General features: G+C 73.8%; 17 protein-coding genes. 12 read left to right on the top strand and 5 right to left on the bottom strand.

The window, feature by feature from the left end; all coding sequences use genetic code 11:
- Window positions 1-370 precede the first annotated feature (370 nt).
- The 3 genes from Q2K19_RS03865 to Q2K19_RS03855 all read left to right on the top strand — a co-directional run bounded on the left by Q2K19_RS03865 (window position 371) and on the right by Q2K19_RS03855 (window position 5,103).
- On the top strand, window positions 371-565 hold the full coding sequence (locus Q2K19_RS03865; RefSeq protein ID WP_302767758.1) for a hypothetical protein: 195 nt from the start codon (window positions 371-373) through the stop codon (window positions 563-565).
- 321 nt (window positions 566-886) lie between these two features.
- Window positions 887-4,486 (top strand): chromosome segregation protein SMC, encoded by a 3,600-nt coding sequence (smc, locus tag Q2K19_RS03860; protein ID WP_302767756.1) that lies wholly within the window; start codon window positions 887-889, stop codon window positions 4,484-4,486.
- Entirely contained in the window at window positions 4,483-5,103 is a 621-nt protein-coding gene (locus Q2K19_RS03855; protein WP_302767754.1) for an HAD family hydrolase, read from the top strand. Before smc ends, Q2K19_RS03855 begins: the two co-directional genes overlap by 4 nt.
- Window positions 5,104-5,162: 59 nt before the next feature.
- On the opposite strand, the gene Q2K19_RS03850 is transcribed toward Q2K19_RS03855, so the two are convergent.
- The 5 genes from Q2K19_RS03850 to Q2K19_RS03830 form a co-directional block, all read right to left on the bottom strand.
- Window positions 5,163-5,693 carry a DinB family protein gene (locus tag Q2K19_RS03850; RefSeq protein WP_302767753.1) on the bottom strand — a complete coding sequence of 177 codons (531 nt, stop codon included), beginning with the start codon at window positions 5,691-5,693 and terminating at the stop codon, window positions 5,163-5,165.
- Window positions 5,694-5,759: 66 nt separating this feature from the next.
- Window positions 5,760-6,251 carry a universal stress protein gene (locus Q2K19_RS03845; protein ID WP_302767752.1) on the bottom strand — a complete coding sequence of 164 codons (492 nt, stop codon included), beginning with the start codon at window positions 6,249-6,251 and terminating at the stop codon, window positions 5,760-5,762.
- Between the two features lie 4 nt (window positions 6,252-6,255).
- Window positions 6,256-7,875 (bottom strand): MDR family MFS transporter, encoded by a 1,620-nt coding sequence (locus Q2K19_RS03840; RefSeq protein ID WP_302767750.1) that lies wholly within the window; start codon window positions 7,873-7,875, stop codon window positions 6,256-6,258.
- A gap of 117 nt (window positions 7,876-7,992) precedes the next feature.
- On the bottom strand, window positions 7,993-8,430 hold the full coding sequence (locus Q2K19_RS03835; protein ID WP_302767749.1) for a MarR family winged helix-turn-helix transcriptional regulator: 438 nt from the start codon (window positions 8,428-8,430) through the stop codon (window positions 7,993-7,995).
- 13 nt (window positions 8,431-8,443) lie between these two features.
- Window positions 8,444-10,156 (bottom strand): alkaline phosphatase D family protein, encoded by a 1,713-nt coding sequence (locus tag Q2K19_RS03830; RefSeq protein WP_302767748.1) that lies wholly within the window; start codon window positions 10,154-10,156, stop codon window positions 8,444-8,446.
- A gap of 147 nt (window positions 10,157-10,303) precedes the next feature.
- Here Q2K19_RS03830 and ftsY point away from each other — a divergent pair, with 147 nt between their 5' ends.
- From ftsY to Q2K19_RS03785, 9 genes are all read left to right on the top strand, one after another.
- The gene (ftsY, locus tag Q2K19_RS03825) at window positions 10,304-11,494 is read left to right on the top strand and encodes a signal recognition particle-docking protein FtsY (protein ID WP_302767746.1); all 1,191 of its coding nucleotides are present in this window, start codon (window positions 10,304-10,306) and stop codon (window positions 11,492-11,494) included.
- 7 nt (window positions 11,495-11,501) lie between these two features.
- Window positions 11,502-12,365, top strand: a complete 864-nt coding sequence (locus Q2K19_RS03820) for a phosphotransferase (RefSeq protein ID WP_302767745.1) — start codon at window positions 11,502-11,504, stop codon at window positions 12,363-12,365.
- A 290-nt stretch (window positions 12,366-12,655) separates the two neighbouring features.
- Window positions 12,656-13,960, top strand: a complete 1,305-nt coding sequence (locus Q2K19_RS03815; protein WP_302772258.1) for an ammonium transporter — start codon at window positions 12,656-12,658, stop codon at window positions 13,958-13,960.
- A 25-nt stretch (window positions 13,961-13,985) separates the two neighbouring features.
- Window positions 13,986-14,324, top strand: coding sequence for a P-II family nitrogen regulator (locus Q2K19_RS03810; RefSeq protein ID WP_013284578.1), 339 nt, complete (start codon window positions 13,986-13,988; stop codon window positions 14,322-14,324).
- A 16-nt stretch (window positions 14,325-14,340) separates the two neighbouring features.
- Window positions 14,341-16,662, top strand: coding sequence for a [protein-PII] uridylyltransferase (locus Q2K19_RS03805; RefSeq protein WP_302767744.1), 2,322 nt, complete (start codon window positions 14,341-14,343; stop codon window positions 16,660-16,662).
- Window positions 16,663-16,814: 152 nt separating this feature from the next.
- Window positions 16,815-17,717: an ABC transporter ATP-binding protein gene (locus Q2K19_RS03800; protein ID WP_302767743.1), complete on the top strand. Its 903-nt coding sequence runs from the start codon at window positions 16,815-16,817 to the stop codon at window positions 17,715-17,717.
- Complete coding sequence (locus Q2K19_RS03795) at window positions 17,707-18,528, top strand: ABC transporter permease (RefSeq protein WP_302767742.1); 822 nt, start codon at window positions 17,707-17,709, stop codon at window positions 18,526-18,528. Before Q2K19_RS03800 ends, Q2K19_RS03795 begins: the two co-directional genes overlap by 11 nt.
- A 19-nt stretch (window positions 18,529-18,547) precedes the next feature.
- Window positions 18,548-19,675, top strand: coding sequence for a sensor histidine kinase (locus Q2K19_RS03790; RefSeq protein WP_302767741.1), 1,128 nt, complete (start codon window positions 18,548-18,550; stop codon window positions 19,673-19,675).
- Window positions 19,672-20,328 carry a response regulator transcription factor gene (locus Q2K19_RS03785; RefSeq protein ID WP_302767739.1) on the top strand — a complete coding sequence of 219 codons (657 nt, stop codon included), beginning with the start codon at window positions 19,672-19,674 and terminating at the stop codon, window positions 20,326-20,328. Before Q2K19_RS03790 ends, Q2K19_RS03785 begins: the two co-directional genes overlap by 4 nt.
- Window positions 20,329-20,367: the final 39 nt, after the last annotated feature.

Here is a 20,367-nt window from a genome sequence, read left to right as displayed (position 1 = left end):
TGTCCCCTCCACGGGTCGGTTGCGGGCCGGGCTGACGCTACGGGCGGCCCGCGAGCTGCGGCAACTTGGCTAAGACAGAGTTAAGGGGAACCCGACACCGAGGGTGAGGCGTTCACACATTTCCGGGCGTACAGTTAAGTCGTCCGGACAGAGCGTGTCCGCGCCTTGTGGCAGCCCCCCGCCAAGTGGACAGGTTGACGCGCAGATGATCTACGGCCTGCCCGAACTTGACGAACGAGGGGGGTGCGGCTCAATATATAGGTGTCGCCAGTCGCGCCCAGTCATGCCCGGATTTCGCCGGGATGACAGCCGCGAACACCATGGGCGCGCGTTGGCCGGCCTTTCCGGCAGCGCATATCAAGGAGTCAGCATGGCGAAGGCCCTCTACGGCCACGTAGGTGCAGCGCCCGACCGGCGTCTGCTCGACGAGGTCACCCGACTGCGTGCCAGGGTTCAGGCACTGGAGTTCGAGATCACGCGTCTGCGCGCCGAGAACGATCGGCTTGCGGCGGCGGCGACGGAGGCGGACGACCTCCTCCGGCTGGCCGAGCCCGCGCTGACCTGATCTCCGGTCCTCGGGAGAAAAACTGAATAGCACCACACGAAATCGCGCGCCGACACCGCAGTGCCGGCGCGCAGCTTTGTGCGTGGACTTTTTGTTTTTCGGGCCGCATCTTTCGATCTTGACCGCTTACCGCGGAATTGCGCGCCGGCAATTACGATCTTGCAGTTTCCGGCGCCCTGGCCGCACCCGCGGGAATCCGGACACTCCCGGCGCGGGGGTGGGTCGCGTACGGCGGTGTTCCCGACCACGCGTTAGTCTGCGGGTTCACCAGGTCCGCGCAGCCGGCGACGGTACGGCGGCCACCGGACGAGGATCGAGAAGGTGCATCTCAAGAGCCTGACGGTGAAGGGCTTCAAGTCCTTCGCCTCCGCGACCACGTTGAAGCTGGAGCCCGGGATCACCTGCGTGGTCGGCCCGAACGGCTCCGGCAAGTCCAACGTCGTGGACGCCATCGCCTGGGTGCTCGGCGAGCAGGGCGCCAAGGCGCTGCGTGGCGGCAAGATGGAGGACGTCATCTTCGCCGGCACCGCCGGGCGGGCGCCGCTCGGCCGGGCCGAGGTCACCCTCACCATCGACAACACCGACGGCGCGCTGCCGATCGAATACACCGAGGTCTCCATCACCCGCCGGATGTTCCGCTCCGGCGAGAGCGAGTACGAGATCAACGGCGACTCGTGCCGCCTGCTCGACATCCAGGAGCTGCTGTCGGACTCCGGCATCGGCCGGGAGATGCACATCATCGTCGGGCAGGGCCGGCTGGACGGGATGCTGCACGCCAAGCCGGAGGACCGGCGCGCGTTCATCGAGGAGGCGGCCGGCGTCCTCAAGCACCGCAAGCGCAAGGAGAAGGCGCTGCGGAAGCTCGACGCGATGCAGACCAACCTCAACCGGCTCACCGACCTCACCGCGGAGTTGCGCCGCCAGCTCAAGCCCTTGGGCCGGCAGGCCGAGGTGGCCCGGCGGGCCGCGGCCATCCAGGCCAACCTGCGCGACGCCCGGCTGCGGCTGCTCGCCGACGACCTGCACACCCTGCGCACCACGCTGGACCGGGAGATCGCCGACGAGACCGCGGTGCGCGAGCGACGCGAGCAGATCGAGGCGGAGCACACCGAGGTGCAGGCCCGCCTCGGCGAACTGGAGGCCGCCCTCGCCGAGGACGCCCCGCTGCTCGCCGCCGCGCAGGACACCTGGTACAAGCTCTCCGCGCTCCAGGAGCGGTTCCGCTCCATCGAGCAGCTCGCCCGGGAACGGCTGCGCCACCTCAGCGCCACCCCCGACGACGAGCGTCCCGGCCGCGACCCGGACCAGCTGGAGGCCGAGTCCCACCGGGTCCGCGAGCAGGAGGAGGAGCTGCGCGCGGCGCTCACCGAGGACCAGATCCGGCTCGCCGAGGCGGTCGAGCACCGGCAGGAGCTGGAACGGCAGCTCGCCGCGGCGGAGCGGGAGCTGGTCGCCGCCGCCAAGGCCATCGCCGACCGGCGGGAGGGGCTGGCCCGGCTGACCGGGCAGGTCAACTCGGCCCGGGCCCGGACCACCAGCGCCGGCGAGGAGATCGAGCGGCTCGCCGCCGCGCACACCGACGCCCTCGGCCGCGCCGAGAAGGCCCAGGCCGACCTGGACGCGGTCGCCGAGCAGTCCACCGAGGCCGACCGGGACAACGCCGACCTGGACGCCCGGCACGCCGAGGCCGTGGCCGTGCACGAGCAGGCGCAGGCCGCCGTCCGCCGCCTCTCCGACGCCGAGCGGGCCACCGAGAAGGACGCGGCCACCTGGAAGGCCCGCGAGGAGGCGCTCGCGCTCGGCCTGCGCCGCAAGGACGGCGCCGGGGCTCTGCTGGCGAAGGCCGACCAGGTGCCCGGCCTGATCGGCAGCCTCTCCGGACTGCTCACCGTCGCCCCGGGCAACGAGGCCGCGCTCGCCGCCGCGCTCGGCGGCCTCGCCGACGCGGTCGCGGTCACCGGCGTGGACGAGGCCGTCGAGGCGATGCGGCTGCTCAAGATCTCCGACGCCGGCCGGGCCGGCCTGCTGGTCGGCAGCCCCGCCGGGCCGGGCATGACCGGTTCCGCCGACGCGCTGCGCCCGAAGCTGCCCGACGGCGCCCGCTGGGCCCCCGACCTGGTGGAGTGCTCCGCCGAGATCCGCCCGGCGGTGCACCGGGCCCTGCGCGACGTGGTGCTGGTCGACGACCTGGCGGCCGCGGCCGAGCTGGTCGCCGGCAATCCGGAGCTGCGTGCGGTCACCCCGGAGGGCGACGTGGTCGGGGCGTACGCGGCGGCCGGCGGGTCGGCCAAGGCGCCCAGCTTCATCGAGGTGCAGGCGGCCGTCGAGGAGGCCCGGGCCAACCGGGCCACCGCCGAGCGGACCAGCGCCGAGCTGCGCGAGCAGCTGGTCGAGGCGCGCGCCGAGGTGGCGACCGCCAAGGAGGCCGTGCAGCACGCGGCCGCCGCCAAGCGGGAGGCGGAGAGCCACCGCAACGCCGCCGCCCGCCGGCTGGCCGAGCTGGGCGCGGCCGCCCGGTCCGCCAAGGCGGAGACCGACCGGCTCGGCGAGTCGCGGGCCCGCGCCGAGGCGGCCCGGGAACGCGACCTGCAGGCCCTGGCCGAGCTGGAGGAGCGGCTGCGGCTGGCCGAGGCCACCCCGCTCGACGCCGAACCGTCCACCGAGGAACGCGACCAGCTCGCCGCGATGGTGCCGCAGGCCCGGCAGAACGAGATGGAGGTCCGGCTCGCGGTGCGTACCGCCGAGGAGCGGGTCTCCTCGATCGCCGGCCGGGCCGACTCGCTGGCCCGGCAGGCGAACGCCGAGCGGGCCGCGCGGGAGCGCGCGGCCGCCCGGCGCGCGGCCCGCACCCGCGGCGCGGAGATCGCCCGGGCCGTCGTCGGCGGCGCCCGCGAGGCGCTCACCCGGCTCACCGTCTCGCTGGCCCGGGCCGAGGAGCACCGCGACGCCGTCGCCCGCGAGCGCGCCGCCCGCGAGGCCGAGCTCTCCGAGGTACGCGGCGCGGCCAAGCGGCTCGGCGCCGAGCTGGAGCGGCTGACCAGCCAGGTGCACCGGGACGAGGTGGCCCGGGCCGAGCAGCGGCTGCGCATCGAGCAGTTGGAGGCCAAGGCCGCCGAGGACTTCGGCCTCGACGTGGAGACGCTGGTCGCCGAGTACGGCCCGGACCAGCTGGTCCCGCCCACCCAGGCCGATGTGGCGCTGGCGGAGAAGGAGGGCCTGGCGGTGCCCGAGCCGGTCCGCTACGAGCGCCCGGTGCAGGAGAAGCGGGCCGCCAAGGCGGAACGGGAGCTGGCCCTGCTCGGCAAGGTCAACCCGCTGGCGCTGGAGGAGTTCGCCGCGCTGGAGGAGCGCTACAAGTTCCTCTCCGAGCAGCTGGAGGACCTCAAGGCCACCCGCCGGGACCTGCTCACCGTGGTCAAGGACGTGGACGACCGGATCCTGGAGGTCTTCGCCAGCGCGTTCGAGGACACCGCCCGGGAGTTCGAGCAGGTCTTCACCGTGCTCTTCCCCGGGGGCGAGGGGCGCCTGGTGCTCACCGACCCGGAGGACCTGCTCACCACCGGCGTCGAGGTCGAGGCCCGGCCGCCCGGCAAGAAGATCAAGCGGCTGTCGCTGCTCTCCGGCGGGGAGCGTTCGCTGACCGCGGTGGCCATGTTGGTGGCGATCTTCCGCGCGCGGCCCAGCCCGTTCTACATCATGGACGAGGTGGAGGCGGCTCTCGACGACGTGAACCTAGGCCGCCTGATCACGCTGCTCGCGCAGCTGCGCGAGAAGAGCCAGCTCATCGTGATCACCCACCAGAAGCGGACCATGGAGATCGCCGACGCGCTCTACGGCGTGACCATGCGCAGCGGGGTCACCCAGGTGATCAGCCAGCGGCTCAACCGGGCCGACGACGACGGGCAGGAGACAGACGAGTGAGTCGGGAACGCGCGACGGCGCTCCTGGTGGACTTCGACGGCGTGCTGCGCCACTGGGACCCGGCGGTGGCCGCCGAGGTCGAGCGGAAGTACGGGCTCACCGAGGGCGTCCTCGGCGAGATCGCGATGTCCTGGGGGCTGCTCCAGCCGGTGCTCACCGGGAAGGTCAGCCACGGCCAGTGGATGGACAGCGTGGTCGACGCGCTCACCCCCTCGGTCGGCGATGCCGAGCGGGCCCGCGCCGCAGTGGAGGAGTGGCAGCGCTACCGGGGCGAGATCGACCCCGACGTGCTCGGGTTCATCCGGGAGGCACGGGCGGCCGGTATCCGGGTCGGCCTGGGCACCAACGCCACCGACCTGCTCGACGCCGACCTCGTCGCGCTGGGCCTCACCGACGACCTGGACGTGGTGGTCAACTCCTCGGTCATCGGGGTGAACAAGCCGGCGAAGGAGTACTTCGAGGCGGCCTGCGCGGCGCTGGAGACCCCGCCGTCGCGGGTGCTCTTCACCGACGACGAGGACCGGGCCGTGGCCGGCGCACGGGTGGCCGGCCTCTCCGCGCACCGCTGGACCGGACCGGCCGACCTGCGCTACCTGCGCGCCGCGCTGGCGTACTGAGCCGGCTGGGGTGGCGGGTTCCGGGGACCGGGGCGCCGCCACCTCGCCGGACCGGGCGATCAGTCGCCGGTGACCCCGTCGATCCGCTCGCGGATCAGGTCGGCGTGGCCGTTGTGCCGGGCGTACTCCTCGATCATGTGGACGTACACCCAGCGCAGGTTCATCTCGTCCGTGCCGCCGTCGCGGCGGCGGCGCAAAAACGTGTGCTCCAGGGGCAGGTCGGCCACCGCCCGGTCGGCCGCCTCGACCTCGGCCCGCAGGGTGGCGAAGGCCTCCTCCGGGTCGGCTTGGGCGATCGAGTTCAGGTCGGCGTCGGGGTCCTCGTCGGCGTCGTAGAGGCCGGGGAGGTCCTCGCCGGCGGCCCGGATCCGGAACCACCAGCGCTCCACGTCGGCCAGGTGCCGGACCAGCCCGAGCAGGGTCAGCCCGGACGGCTCGACGCTCGCGACGCGTAGCTGCTCGGCGGTGAGGCCCGCGCACTTGTGCAGCAGGGTGTCCCGGTGCCAGTCCAGCCAGCCCTGCAGCATGGTGCGCTCGTCACCGAGGTAGGGCTCGTGTCTGCGGTCGATCTCGGGTGCTCTCCAGGTCATCCCGGGATGGTAGGAGGGGCCCCCGGTACCGCGCGAGGCGTTAAGCGGGGGCCCCTCCTTGCACTCTCAGGGCACCACGACGACCGGCCAGCGGCCGGTCCGGACCAGCCGGGTGGCGACCGAGCCGACCAGCTTGTGCCCGGCCTGCTCGGATGACCCGACCACCACCAGGTCCGCGCGGTGCTCGTCGGCCGCCTTGCAGAGCTCGCTGTAGGCGTCCCCGCGCCGGCACAGGAAGGTCACCGGCAGGCCCAGCGCCTCGGCCCCGCGCCGGCACTCGGCGCGCAGCTCGGCGGCCAGCTCGTCGTGGGTCTGCTGGACCGCGCCGGCCACCACGCCCGAGATGATCCCGGCGTACGGGGCGGGCGAGCTGACGAAGACCACCACGAGCCCGGCCCCCTGGCGGCGGGCCAGGCCGGCGGCGTACGCGGCGGCTCGCAGGGAGGTGCGGGTGCCGTCCACCCCGACCAGCACCACCCGGGGCCCGTCCGTGCCCCGTTCGAAGGGCAGCGGACGGTGCTCCGGGCCGTACTGCTCACGCTCGACGGATTCGCTCATCGGGTCAGTCCCGAACGCCGGTCCGGACCACCGAGGCCCCGCCGCCGGCGGCGACGGTCGACTCCCGCTCGACCTCGGCGGAGATCGGGTCGCCGTGGTGCCGGCGCAGCGGGATCTCCTTGATGAAGACGACCGCGAGCAGGGCGATCAGCCCGAACGGGGCGGCGGCCAGGAAGATGTCCCCGGCCCCGTGCCCGTACGCGGCCTCGACGACCGCCCGGATCGGTGCGGGCAGGGTGTGCACGTCGGGCAGCGTACCGCCGCTGCCGGAGGTGGACGCCTTGATGCCCAGACCGGCGAGCCCTTCGGCGAGGTAGTCCTTGACCTTGTGGCCGAGCACCGCGCCGAGGGCGCTCACGCCGATCGCGCCGCCGAGGCTGCGGAAGAAGGCGACCACCGAGCTGGCGGCGCCGAGCTCGTGCGTGCTGACGGTGTTCTGCACGGCGAGGACCAGGTTCTGCATGGTCATGCCGAGCCCGAGGCCGATCAGTGCCATGAAGATGGCGATCCGCCAGTACGGGGTGTCCGCACGCAGCGTGCCCATGGTGGCGAAGCCGGCGGTGAGCAGGACCGAGCCGGCGACCAGGTACCGCTTCCAGCGACCGGTGTTGGTGATGATCCGACCGACGACGGTGGAGGCCACCAGCAGGCCGCCGATCATCGGCAGCGTCATCAGGCCGGACATGGTCGGGCTCTCGCCCCGGCTGATCTGGAAGTACTGGCCGAGGAAGACCGAGGCGCCGAACATGCCGACGCCGACCGCGATGCTGGCGATCACGGCGAGGGTGATGGTCCGGTTGCGGAACAGCCGCGGCGGGATCATCGGCTCGCTGGCCCGCTGCTCGACCCGGAGGGCGACCGCGCCGAGCAGCAGCGCCCCGGCCACCATGACCGCGCTCTGCCAGGAGATCCAGTCGTACTTGTCGCCGGCCAGGGTGATCCAGATCAGCAGCAGCGAGACGGCCGCGGTGATCAGGGTGGCGCCCCACCAGTCGATCTTCACCGAGCGCTTCACCACCGGCAGGTGCAGGGTCTTCTGGAGCACGAACAGGGCGAGGATGGCGAACGGCACGCCGACGTAGAAGCACCAGCGCCAGCCGAGCCAGTCGGTGTCGACGATGACGCCACCGATCAGCGGGCCGCCGATGGTGCCGAGCGCCATCACCGCGCCGAGGTAGCCGCTGTAGCGGCCGCGCTCACGCGGGGCGATCATCGTCGCCATGATCACCTGAGCGAGGGCGGTCAGGCCGCCCGCGCCGACGCCCTGGACCACCCGGCAGGCGATGAGCTGCCCGGTGGACTGGGAGAGCCCGGCCAGCACCGAGCCCAGCACGAAGACCGCCAGGGCGAGCTGGACCAGGATCTTCTTGCTGGTCAGATCGGCGAGCTTGCCCCAGATCGGGGTGGTCGCGGTGGTCGCCAGCAGCGTCGAGGTGACCACCCAGGTGTACGCGGACTGGCCGCCGTGCAGTTCGGTGATGATCCGCGGCAGCGCGTTGGAGACGACCGTGGAGGAGAGGATCGCGACGAACATGCCCAGCAGCAGGCCGGAGAGCGCCTCCAGGATCTGCCGGTGGGTCATGCCGACGGCGGTCGCCCGGGTGGGCGCTGTCGCCTGGGTCATCGTGGATTGCCTCCGGAGACATGTCGGGGGGAAGGGTTGCCTCGGGCAACGGTATGGCTTGGTTGCCTCAAGCAACAACCGCACGTGGCGCAGGTCTTATTCCCCCACCCAGGCTGCTCAGAAGGTCTCGTTGAACTTGTGCATCAGCCGGGCGAAGTCCTCGACGTCCTGTTCCGGCCAGCTCTGCATGGTCCGGAGGATCTGCCCGAGCCGGGCCGCCCGGGCAGCGTCGAACCGGCGGGTGCCCTCCTCGGTCAGTTGGAGCTGGGCGGCCCGCCGGTCGGACGGATCCGGGTCCCGGCGCACCAGGCCCAGCGACTCCAGGCCGTGGATCTGCCGGCTCAGCGTGCCCTTGCCGATGCCGAGCTTGGCGGCCAGGTCGGTCAGCCGGATCGAGCCGGACCGCCGTAGCCAGAGCAGTAACCCGTACGCGTTCGGCTCCAGGTTGGGGTGGACCTCCCGGGCGATCTCCCAGGACAGCGCCCGCCCGCGGCGCAACAGCGCGGTCAACTCGTGCTCGACCGCGCGCAGGGCCTCCGGCAGGTGCTCTTCCACGGGGTGAGCGTACTCACACGTCCGGGCTGAGCCGCTGCTGCGCCACCGTGCGGAGGTGACCGTCGCTGGTGGTGCCCTCGATCACCACCTCCGCCGCCCGGCCGCGGTGGGTCAGCGTGGCCACGGCGTTGCCGAAGTACGGCCCGGCCAGCTTCTTCCACCGCACGCTGGTCCGGCGCACCCCGGCGGAGCGGGCCAGGGCCCGCGTGGCGGCGGCCGGCCCCGGGTTCCAGCCGAGCCGCATCACCGGGCGCATCGCGGCCGGCACCTGGTTGTGGATCGGCGAGCAGGTGAGCTGGTGCACCGGGGTGCGGACGCTCCGGTCGGCGAACCGGGCCCGGGCCACGTACGAATGGTGCACGTCGCCGGAGAGCACGCTGATCGAGGCGGGCGCGGCGTAGGCCGGACCGGCGCCCACCCGGGCCCCGGGCCCGGCGGCGCCGCCGCTGCCCAGCCGGGCGAAGAGCTCGCCGAGGGCGTCGAACGAGCGCCGGAAGGACGCCCAGTGCTCCAGGTCCAAGGCCCGCCGGAGCTGCTCGGATACCTTCGCCACCCAGGGCCGGCGGGAGTCGGCCAGCTTCTCGTTCCACGCCTCCACGTGATGGATGCCCGGCGGCAGCAGCCAGGGCAGCGAGGCCCCGACCACGAGGTGGTCGTAGACCCCGTGCGCCCGGTCCAGGAACCAGGACCACTCGCCCGGTGGCAGCATCGCCCGGCTGCCCGTGTCCAGCACCCGGCTGGACCGGTTGTCGAGCATGACCAGGCGGGTCCGGCCCAGGTCGAGGGCGTAGCTCCACTGGTACTGCACGGCCCGCCAGCGCTCGGTGTCGTGCGCGACGTCAGCCTCCGTGTCGACCCGCTCGCCGAACTCGTACAGCACGCCGGTGGCGTCCTCGGCGGCGATCACCTTGGCGAACACCGGGTCGGCGGCGATCTCGTCCGGGGAGAGGTTGCCCAGGTGCTGGTAGACCCAGTACGAGGCGAGCCCGCTGCGGATCCGCTCCGCCCACCACGGCTGCTGGCGCATGTCCGCCCGCCAGTCGGCGGAGGTGTTCCAGTCGTCGATGATCTCGTGGTCGTCGAAGATCATCACGCTCGGCACGGTGGAGAGCAGCCACCGGATCTCCGGGTCCCGCCAGGACTCCAGGTAGAGCTTGGTGTACTCGTCGAAGCTGACCACCTGGGTCGTCGGCGCGCCCTTCGGCCGCCGCCGGCGCCGCCGCAGCAGCTTCCGCACGGTGGGTGAGGTGATGTCGGCGTAGACCTGGTCGCCGAGGAGCACCAGCAGGTCGGGCAGGGCGGCCGGGTCCGGGTGCGCGATCAGCCGCCGGGCGTACGCGTCCAGCGCGTCCGGGGGCAGCTTGCGGGCGGTCGCGTGCTGGGTGGTCTCCCGGCAGGAGCCGAAGATCAGGCTGACCGGCTGCTCCCGGTCGTCCGCGGCCCGGGTCCGGATCATGCTGGCCGGGAAGCCGCTCTCCGGCACCGGCCAGACCAGGTCGTCGTCGATCAGCACCTCGTACGTCGTGGCGCTGTCCGGGGTCAGCCCCTCCACCACGACGATCGCGTAGTGGTGGTCGTACGCGGAGAAGGTCGGCGCGCTGCCCCGGGCGCCGTCGGCCGTGCGGACGGTGACCACCGCGGGGGCGCTGGTCTCCACCCAGACGGTCGCCCGCGTGCCGACGACCCGCCGCAGCAACGGGCCGATGAGCAGGCGGGAACTGGGCACGGGGCACCTCCGAGGGAAGAACGACCCGCCACTTCTACCCGAACGGCGGGTCCGGCACGCCTGGCTGCGGCGAGCGTACCCGCAGCTCGCCCGGGTCAGGCGGCGGTGAGTGGGACGGGGTCGCCGCCATCTGACAGGATTTCGGGCATGAAGGAATACCTCCTCGTCGTACTCGCCCTGCTCGGCGTGCTGATCATCGGCGGCCTCAGCCTCGTGGTGCCCCGGCTGCGCCGGCGCCCGGAGCCGCCGCTGCCGAAGACGGAGGTCGAGACCCGGGCCGAGGAGGACCTGGCCGGCCCGCCGGTCCAAGCCCCGGAGGCGGAGCTCACCACCGGTGTCCTGGTCGAGCCGACGCCGGTCATCGAGGCGCCGGCCCCCACCCTCGAGGTCCCCGAGCCCACCGCCGGCCGGCTGGTCCGGCTGCGCTCCCGGCTGTCCCGCTCGCAGAACGTCTTCGGCAAGGGCCTGCTCGGCCTGCTCAGCCGCGACCACCTGGACGAGGACACCTGGGAGGAGATCGAGGACAGCCTGATCACCGCCGACATCGGCATCGACGCCACCCGGGAGATCGTCGACCGGCTCCGCGAGCGGACCCGGGTGCTCGGCACCCGCTCCGCCGGCGAGCTGCGCGCCCTGCTGGCCACCGAACTGGTCAACGCCCTCGACCCGACCCTGGACCGGTCGCTGAACGCCGATCCCAAGGTGGGGATGCCCGGGGTGGTCCTGGTGGTCGGGGTCAACGGCGCCGGCAAGACCACCAGCTGCGGCAAGATCGCCCGGGTGCTGATCGCCGACGGGCACACCGTGCTGCTCGGCGCCGCCGACACCTTCCGGGCCGCCGCCGCGGACCAGCTCGAGACCTGGGGCGGCCGGGTCGGCGCGGAGACCGTCCGGGGGCCGGAGGCCGCCGACCCGGCCAGCGTCGCCTTCGACGCGGTCAAGCGGGGCATCGACGCCCAGGTCGACACCGTGCTGATCGACACCGCCGGCCGCCTGCAGAACAAGATCGGCCTGATGGACGAGCTGGGCAAGGTCAAGCGGGTGGTGGAGAAGCACGGCCCGATCGACGAGACCCTGCTGGTGCTCGACGCCACCACCGGCCAGAACGGCCTCGAGCAGGCCCGGGTCTTCACCGAGGTGGTCAACGTGACCGGCGTGGTGCTGACCAAGCTCGACGGGACCGCGAAGGGCGGCATCGTGATCGCGGTCCAGCGCAAGCTCGGCATCCCGGTCAAGCTGGTCGGCCTCGGCGAGGGCCCGGACGACCTGGCCCCGTTCGACCCGGCACAGTTCGTCGACGCGTTGCTCGGCACCGAGCCGCTCGCCCGGGACGCGTAGCCTCGACGTGACGACTGACGATCGCGCCTACGCGGGGTGGCGCGACCCCAGCCACCCGTCGCCACGCCTCGGGAGACCGTACGTGACTTCGCAGGAGATCCCGCTGCACGGCGGGAACGTGAGCACCGTGGTCCGGGTGGGCGACACGGTGCGGCGCAACGCCGGCCCGTGGACCCCCTCGGTGCACGCCCTGCTGCGCCACCTCGAGTACGTCGGCTTCACCGGCGCCCCCCGCGCGCTCGGCATGGACGAGCGGAACCGGGAGGTCCTGTCGTACCTGGAGGGGGAGTGCGGGGAGTACCCGCTGGCCCCGCACTGGGTCACCGACGAGGCCCTGGTGACCGTGGCGACGATGCTCCGGATGTTCCACGACGCCCAGTACGGCTTCACCCCGCCGCCGGGGGCGGTCTGGCGCTCGTTCGGCCCGCCGCCGCCGGACACCGAGGTGATCTGCCACCACGACGCCGCCCCGCACAACGTGATCTGGCGGCCGGACGGCACCCTCGGGCTGATCGACTTCGACCTGGCCTCGCCCGGCGCCCGGATCTACGACGTGGCGTACGCGGCCTGGACCTGGGTGCCGATCTTCTCGGACCGGGACTCGATCACCCTCGGCTGGAAGCACCCGGACCGGCCGCGCCGGCTGCGGCTCTTCGCCGACGCGTACGGGCTGATCCCGCGCGACCGGCACCGGCTGATCCGGACCATCCGCAAGCGGATCGTCGACCACGTCGAGGGCATCCGCCGGATGGCGGCGGCCGGCGAGCCGGCCTTCGTCCGGATCGTGCACAAGGGCCACCTCCGCCGCCCGATGCGGGACCTGCGGCTGCTCGACTACGAGCGGAACGCCCTGGAGTACGCCCTGCGCTGACCCCTGCCGATCGAACGGGTGGCCGGTTCCTCGTCGGAACGGCCACCCTTTCCGTTCTCCCCGGGCATGATCGGTGTTCTTCACATGCCGGAAACAACCCGTCACGCGGCGGAAATCGAGCGGTGTCGGTGAAGGAAACAGCCGCCGAGCAAGCTTCCGCGCAACCGGCTGACGGGCGATGCTGCCAGGTCTCAGTCGGAGGGAGGAATTCGACACCGAGAGGAGGCAGCGTGGAGATCGATACCGGGAACACTGCCTGGCTGCTTGTTTCGACTGCACTCGTGCTGCTCATGACGCCCGGTCTGGCCCTGTTCTACGGCGGCCTGAACCGGTCCAAGGGCGTGCTGAACATGATGATGATGAGCTTCTCGTCCATCGGGCTCGTCAGCATCCTGTGGCTTTTCTACGGCTTCACCGTCGCCTTCGGCGAGGGCGGCAAGTTCATCGGCGACCTGGGGCAGTACCTGGGCACCAAGACGTTCGTCGGCGAGAGCGACCTGTGGGGCGAGACCGGTATCCCGCTCTACGTCTTCATCGCCTTCCAGATGATGTTCGCCGTCATCACCGTGGCCCTGATCAGCGGCGCGCTCTCCGACCGGACGAAGTTCGCCGGCTGGCTGGTGTTCGCCTTCGGCTGGGCGACCCTGGTCTACTTCCCGGTCGCGCACATGGTCTGGGGCGGCGGCCTGATCGGCAAGAACATCGGCGCGCTGGACTTCGCCGGTGGCGCCGCGGTGCACATCAACGCCGGTGCCGCGGCACTCGCCCTCGTGCTGGTCCTCGGCAAGCGGGTCGGCTGGCCCCGGGAGAGCGCCAAGCCGCACAACGTCCCGCTGGTCGCGCTCGGCGCCGGCCTGCTCTGGTTCGGCTGGTTCGGCTTCAACGCCGGCTCCGAGCTGACCGCGGACGGGGTCACGGCGCTCGCCTTCATCAACACCCAGGTGGCCACCGCGGCCGCCCTGCTCGGCTGGATCGTGGTGGAGTGGGTGCGCGACGGCAGGCCGACGCTGGTCGGCGCCTCCTCCGGCGCCGTGGCCGGTCTGGTCGCGATCACCCCGGCCTGTGCGTTCATCACCCCGGCCGCGTCGGTGCTGCTGGGTCTCGTCGCCGGCGCGGTCTGCGCGCTCGCGGTCGGGCTGAAGTACCGTTTCGGCTACGACGACTCCCTGGACGTGGTCGGCGTGCACTTCGTCGGCGGGTGGATCGGCTGCCTCTGGATCGGCCTGTTCGGCACCGCCTCGGTGAGCTCGCTGGTGGCCAGCGACGGCCTGCTGGTCGGCGGCAACGCTGCGCTCCTCGGCAAGCAGGCGCTGGGCGCGCTGATCGTCACCGTCTACTCCTTCGCGATCGCCTACGTCCTCGGCTTCGTGATCGACAAGACGATCGGCTTCCGGGTCTCCGCCGAGGCGGAGGTCGAGGGCATCGACGTGGCCGAGCACGCGGAGAGCGCGTACGACCTGTCGCCCACCACGGGCGGCAGCGGCGCCGGTGGCGCGTTCGCCATGGCCGGGATCGGTGCCGCCAAGCCGGCCCCGGAGCCCGCCGTCGCGACGGACGAGCCCGCGGAGCCGGTCAGCGAGAAGGTCGCCGGTTAACGTTCCTGGGATGGAGGGGTTGGACATGAAGCTGGTGACCGCGGTCATCAAGCCGTACCAGCTGGACGCGGTGAAGGAGGCCCTGCACGCCCTGGGCGTGGCCGGCCTGACCGTCAGCGAGGTCCAGGGCTACGGCCGGCAGAAGGGGCACACCGAGGTCTACCGGGGTGCCGAGTACACGGTCGAGTTCCTGCCCAAGATCCGGGTCGAGGTGCTCACCGACGAGATGGACGTCGACAAGATCGTCGACGCCATCGTGGGCGCCGCCCGGACCGGCAAGATCGGCGACGGCAAGGTCTGGGTGACCGGGGTCGAGGAGGTCGTCCGGGTCCGCACCGGCGAGCGCGGCCTCGACGCCCTCTGACCCGGACCCGACCGACGTGACCTCGTTGACCACGACGCCCGGCCCGATCGGGGACGGCGACCTCGTGGTCAACGAGGTCGCCGGCGTCCCCGGGGGGATCGGCGCCGACGCCCGGGCCCGCCGGGCCGACGCGCTCGACGCCTGGCTGCGGGCGATCTTCCCGCAGCGGGAGAGGATCGCCCTGGTCGCCGTCGGCGGGCTCGGCCGCCGGCAGTGCGCGCCCTACGGCGACCTCGACCTGGTGCTGCTGCACAACGGGGTGCCCGGCACCGACGAGCTGGCCGCCTCGCTCTGGTACCCGATCTGGGACGCCGGCCTGCGGCTCGACCACTCCACGCGGACCGTCGCCGAGGCGCTCTCGGTCGCCCAGGACGACGTCAAGGTCGCCCTCGGCCTGCTCGACGCCCGCCACGTGGCCGGCGACCCGGCCCTGGCCGACCAGCTCGTCCGCACCGCCACCGACCACTGGCGGCGCACCGCCGTCCGGCAGCTCCCCCGCCTGCGGGAGATCACCACCGCCCGCTGGGAGACCCACGGGGAACTCGCCTTCCTGCTGGAGGGCGACCTGAAGGAGGCCGCTGGGGGGCTGCGCGACCTGGGCATCCTGCGGGCCATCGCCACCGCCGGGGTCACCGACGCGCTGCGCCCCGCCGTGCACGCCGCCCACCGGCGGCTGCTGGACACCCGCGACGCCCTGCACCAGCAGGTCGGCCGCCGGGTGGACCGGCTCGTCGCCCAGGAACGCGACGGCGTCGCCGCGCTGCTCGGGCTGCGCCAGCTCCCGCTCGGCGCGGCCGACGACCTGCCGCGACCGGACCCGGGCGACGGCGGCGACGGCGACGCGCTGCTGCGCCGGGTGGCCGGGGACGCCCGGACCGTCAGCCATGCCCTCGACGACGCCTGGCGGGCCGCCGACCGGCTCCGTGCCGGCCGCCGCCGCGGCACCGACGGCCGGCCGCTGCGCCGCCCGGTCGCCCGGGACGTCGTCGAACAGGACGGCGAGCTGGTGCTCGCCCGCACCGCCATCGGCGCCCGCCCCGACCCGAGCCTCTCCCTGCGGGTCGCCGCCGCCGCGGCCACCACCCGGCTGCCCATCGCCCGGGCCACCTGCGAGTGGCTCGCCGCGTACTGCCCGCCGCTGCCCGCGCCCTGGCCGCCGGCCGCCCGGGCCGCGCTGATCACCCTGCTGGGGGCCGGTCCCGGCCTGGTGCCCGCCTGGGAGACCTGCGACCGGTACGGGCTGATCGACGGCTGGCTGCCGGAGTGGACCCGACTGCGCAGCCTGCCCCAGCACAACCCGGTGCACCGGTTCACCCTCGACCGGCACCTGGTGCAGGCCGCGTACGAGGCGAGCCGGCACACCCGCGAGGTGGACCGCCCGGACCTGCTGCTGCTCGGCGCGTTCCTGCACGACATCGGCAAGGGGCTTCCCGGGGATCACAGCACCGCCGGAGCACCCCTGGCCGAGGCCGTGGCCGCCCGGATCGGGCTGTCGGCGGCCGAGGCGGCGCTGATCGGCACCCTGGTCCGGCTGCACCTGCTGCTGCCCGACGTGGCCACCCGGCGCGACCTGTCCGACCCGAAGACGGTCGCCGGGGTCGCCGAGCGGGTCGGCGACACCACCACCCTGGACCTGCTGCACGGCCTGGTCCGGGCCGACGCCGCCGCCACCGGGCCGGCTGCCTGGTCGGACTGGAAGGGTCGGCTCGTCGCCGAACTGGTCGCCCGGGTGCGTACCGCCCTGGACACCGGGGTGGTGCCGGCGCCGCCGGCCCCGGACCCGGCGCTGGTCGTCGGGCCGCTGCCGGTCCTACACCTGGGGGAGGACCGGGTGTCGGTGGCCGCGGCCGACCGGCGCGGCCTGCTCGCGACGGTGGCCGGCTGCCTGGCCCTGCACCGGCTGGAGGTGATCTCCGCGGACGCCTCCACCATCGACGGCCGGGCCCTGGTCGAGTGCCGGGTGCAGCCCCGCTACGGCCTGGCGCCCGACCCGATCGCGCTCAGCGCCGACCTGCGCCGGGCGGTCACCGGCGACGTCTCGGTCACCCAGCGGCTGCGCGGCCTGGCCCTGGCCGCGCGGGGGCAGGGCGCCGCGCCCCGGGTGGTCTGGCACCGGGAGGCGGCCACCGACGCGGTGCTGCTGGAGCTGCGCGCCGCCGACGCGGCCGGGCTGCTCTACCGGGTCAGCTGCGCGCTGGACGAGGCCGGCGCGCAGGTCCGGGCGGCCCGGATCTCCACCCTCGGCGCGGACGTGGTCGACGCGTTCTACCTGGTCGGCCCCTGGCCCCCCGACGCCGAACGCGCCCGCATCGAGGCCGCCGTGCTCGCCGCCGTGTAAGGAAGGGCACCTTCTTAACGCCTCCGGTAGAGCAGGGTCCCCTTCTTAACACCCGCCGGACACCCGACGCCCGCGCCCTACGTCCGGTGACGTAGCCGCAGAGTCGCTGTCGGGGCGACGTCCCGGGGGCCGCGCGGCGGCACGCTCGGGGTATGAACCTGCCAGTGCAGACCGAAGGACTCACGAAACGGTACGGCGGCCTGACTGCCGTGCGGGACCTCAACCTGAGCGTCCGGGCCGGCGAGGTGTACGGCTTCCTCGGCCCCAACGGCGCCGGCAAGACCACCACCCTGCGCATGCTGCTCGGCCTGGTCCGCCCCACCGCCGGCACGGTCCGGCTGCTCGGCCGCTCGCCGGGCGCCGGCCGACTGACCGGGGTCGGGGCGCTGATCGAAGGGCCGGCCTTCTACCCGTACCTCTCCGGCCGGGACAACCTGACCGTGCTGGCCCGCTACGCCGGGGTCGGCGCCGACCGGGTCGCGCTCGTGCTCGACCTGGTCGACCTCACCGACCGGGCCGGCGACCGGTACGCCGGCTACTCGTTGGGCATGAAGCAGCGCCTCGGCGTGGCGGCCGCGCTGCTCAAGGACCCACGCCTGCTGATCCTCGACGAGCCGACCAACGGCCTCGACCCGGCCGGCATGGCGGACATGCGCACGCTGGTCCGCCGGCTCGGGGCGGGCGGCTGCACCGTGCTCGTCTCCAGCCACCTGCTCGGCGAGGTCGAGCAGATCTGCGACCGGGTCGGGGTGATCTCCCGCGGGCGGCTGGTCGCCGAGGGGAGCGTCGCCGAGCTGCGCGGCACGGCCGGGCTGCGGGTGCTCGCCGACCCGCTGGACGCGGCGGCGGCGCAGGCCACCGCCCTGGTCGGCGCCGAGCGGGTGCGGGTGGTCGACGGCGGGCTGGACCTGTCGGTCGAGCCGGACCGGGCCGCCTGGCTCAACGCCGAGCTGGTCGGCGCCGGGGTGGCGGTCCGCGAGCTGCGGCCCCGGGAACGGGATCTGGAACAGGTCTTCTTCGACCTCATCGAGAAGGGAACGGCCGATGTCGCGTAGCTTCCGTGCCGAGGCGGCCAAGCTGGTCCGCCGGCCGGCGACCTGGCTCCTGCTGGCCATCACGCTGGCGCTCTCGTTGATCTTCACCTACCTGTTCCCGTACGCCGCCGTCGCGGGGGGCACCGAGGGCCCGAACAGCGACCGGGGACTGCCCGTGCTGCTCCCCGACCACCTGGTCGGGAACTCGCTCGGCGGGCTGCCGGTCTTCCTCGGCGCGATCCTGCTGATCCTCGGCGTGCTCACCGTCGGCGGCGAGTACGGCTGGGGCACCTGGAAGACCGTGCTGTCCCAGGGCCCCACCCGGCTGGAGGTGTACGCCGGCAAGCTGCTCGCGCTCGCCGCCGCGGCGCTGGCCGTGGTGCTCGCCGTCTTCGCGGTCGGGGCGGTGTCCAGCCTCGCCATCGCGTCCGCCGAGGCCCAGCCGGTGCACTGGCCGACCGCCGGCGACCTGTTCGCCGGCCTCGGCGCGGGGTGGCTCATCGCGACGATGTGGGCCATGCTCGGTGCCGTGCTCGCCGTCGCGCTGCGCGCGGTGGCGCTGCCGGTCGGGCTGGGTCTGGTGTGGATGCTCGCGGTGCAGAACCTGCTCTCCGCGATCGCCGCGCCGCTGCTCGACTGGGTGGCGCAGGCGCAGAAGGGGCTGCCCGGGCCGAATGCCGGGGCGCTGGCCGCGGCGCTCGGCGCGCCGGGGGACACCCCGGGCGTGGCGGCGACCGTCGGCGGCGGGCAGGCGGCGCTCGTGGTCGCGGCGTACCTGGTCGCGTTCGCGGCGGTCGGTGGGGTGCTGCTGCGCCGCCGGGACATCGGCTGAGGCCGGGAGGAGGGACGGCGTGGACCGGGACCGGTTCGGGTGGCGCGGCGCCGCCTTCGACGCCGCCCTCACCCTGGCGCTGCTCGCGATCGGGCTGATCGGCACCGGGCCGGCCGGCGCCAACGAGGGAGTGGGCACCGGCCGGGCGACCTATCCGCTGGTCGTGGTGGCCGCGCTGGCGCTGGCCGTACGCCGGCGCTGGCCGCTGGTCACCCTGGCGGTGGTCACCGCGGCGACCACGGCGTACCTGATGTTCGGCTACCCGTACGGCCCGATCCTGCTGTCGTTCGTCGTGGCGGTGTACACGGTCGTCGCGTACCGGCCGGCCCGGGCGGCGGCGGTGGCCTGCGGCGCCGCCCTGGCCGTGCTGCTGGTGCACGTCTTCGTCGGCGTCCGGCCGCCGGGCCTGCTCGGCCTGATGCCCGCCGTGGCCTGGGTGGCGGTGCCGTTCGCGGTGGGGACGACGGTGCGGCTGATCCGGGAGAGCGCGGCCCGCGACCGGGTGGACGAGGCCCGCCGGCTGGCCGACGCGGAACGGCTGCGGGTGGCCCGGGAGGTGCACGACGTGGTCGGGCACGGCCTCGCCGCGATCCACATGCAGGCCGAGATCGCCCTGCACCTGCTCGCCCGCAAGCCCGAGCAGGCCGAGGCGGCGCTGACCGCGATCAGCCGCACCAGCAAGGAGGCGCTGGACGAGCTGCGGGTCACCCTGACCGTGGTGCGCCGGGACGAGGCCGCCGACGAGCGGTCCCCCGCGCCCGGGCTGGCCCAGCTCCCGCAGCTGCGCGAGCGGCTGGCCGGCGCCGGGGTCCCGGTGACCGTCGAGGTCGACGGGGAGCCGCGCCCGCTACCGGTCGCAGTGGACCTGGCCGCGTACCGGGTGGTGCAGGAGGCGCTGACCAACGTGCTGCGCCACGCCGGCCCGGCCACCGCCGGCGTCCGGCTCCGCTACGCGCCCGCCGAGGTCGCCATCGAGGTCACCGACACCGGGCGCGGGGCCGCCGCCGGGCCGGCCCGGACCGGCGGCTACGGCCTCGCCGGCATGCGGGAGCGGGTCACCGCGCTCGGCGGTTCGTTCGCCGCCGGCCCCGCCGCCGCCGGCGGCTTCCGGGTGTACGCCACACTGCCGCTGGAGGAGGCCACATGATCAGGGTGCTGATCGCCGACGACCAGGACCTGGTCCGGATCGGGCTGCGCGCGCTGGTGGAGAGCGAGGACGACCTCGCGGTGGTGGGGGAGGCGGCCGACGGGCTCGCCGCGGTCGAGCTGGCCCGGCGGGAGCGCCCCGACGTGGTGCTGATGGACGTCCGGATGCCCGGCGTGGACGGCATCGAGGCGACCCGGCGGATCGTCGCCGACCCGGAGCTCGCCGGCACCCGGGTGGTCGTGCTGACCACCTTCGAGCTGGACGAGTACGTCTTCGACGCGCTCCGGCACGGCGCCAGCGGCTTCCTCACCAAGGACACCCGCCCGGCCGAGCTGCTCCGGGCGGTCCGGCTGGTCGCCGAGGGGGAGGCGCTGCTCTCCCCGTCGGTGACCCGGCGGGTGGTCCGCGAGTTCGCCACCCGACCGGCCCGGGTGCCCCGGCCGCATCCCCGGCTCGGCGCCCTCACCGACCGGGAACGGGAGGTGGTCGGCCTGGTCGGCGAGGGGCTGAGCAACGTCGAGATCGCCGAGCGGTTGGTGGTGAGCCCGGCGACCGCGCGTACCCACGTCAGCCGCGCCATGGTCAAGTTGGGTGCCCGCGACCGGGCGCAGCTGGTGGTCTTCGCGTACCAGTCGGGCCTGGTCGCGTCGTGATGGCCGGGCGGCGCCGGCGGTCGTGATCTATGGCGGCGG

Origin of the sequence: Micromonospora sp. NBRC 110009, from assembly GCF_030518795.1 — a bacterium.
GTDB lineage: Bacteria > Actinomycetota > Actinomycetes > Mycobacteriales > Micromonosporaceae > Micromonospora.
Note: the sequence above shows the minus strand (reverse complement) of the source record. Positions and strands in the feature narration are given on the sequence as shown.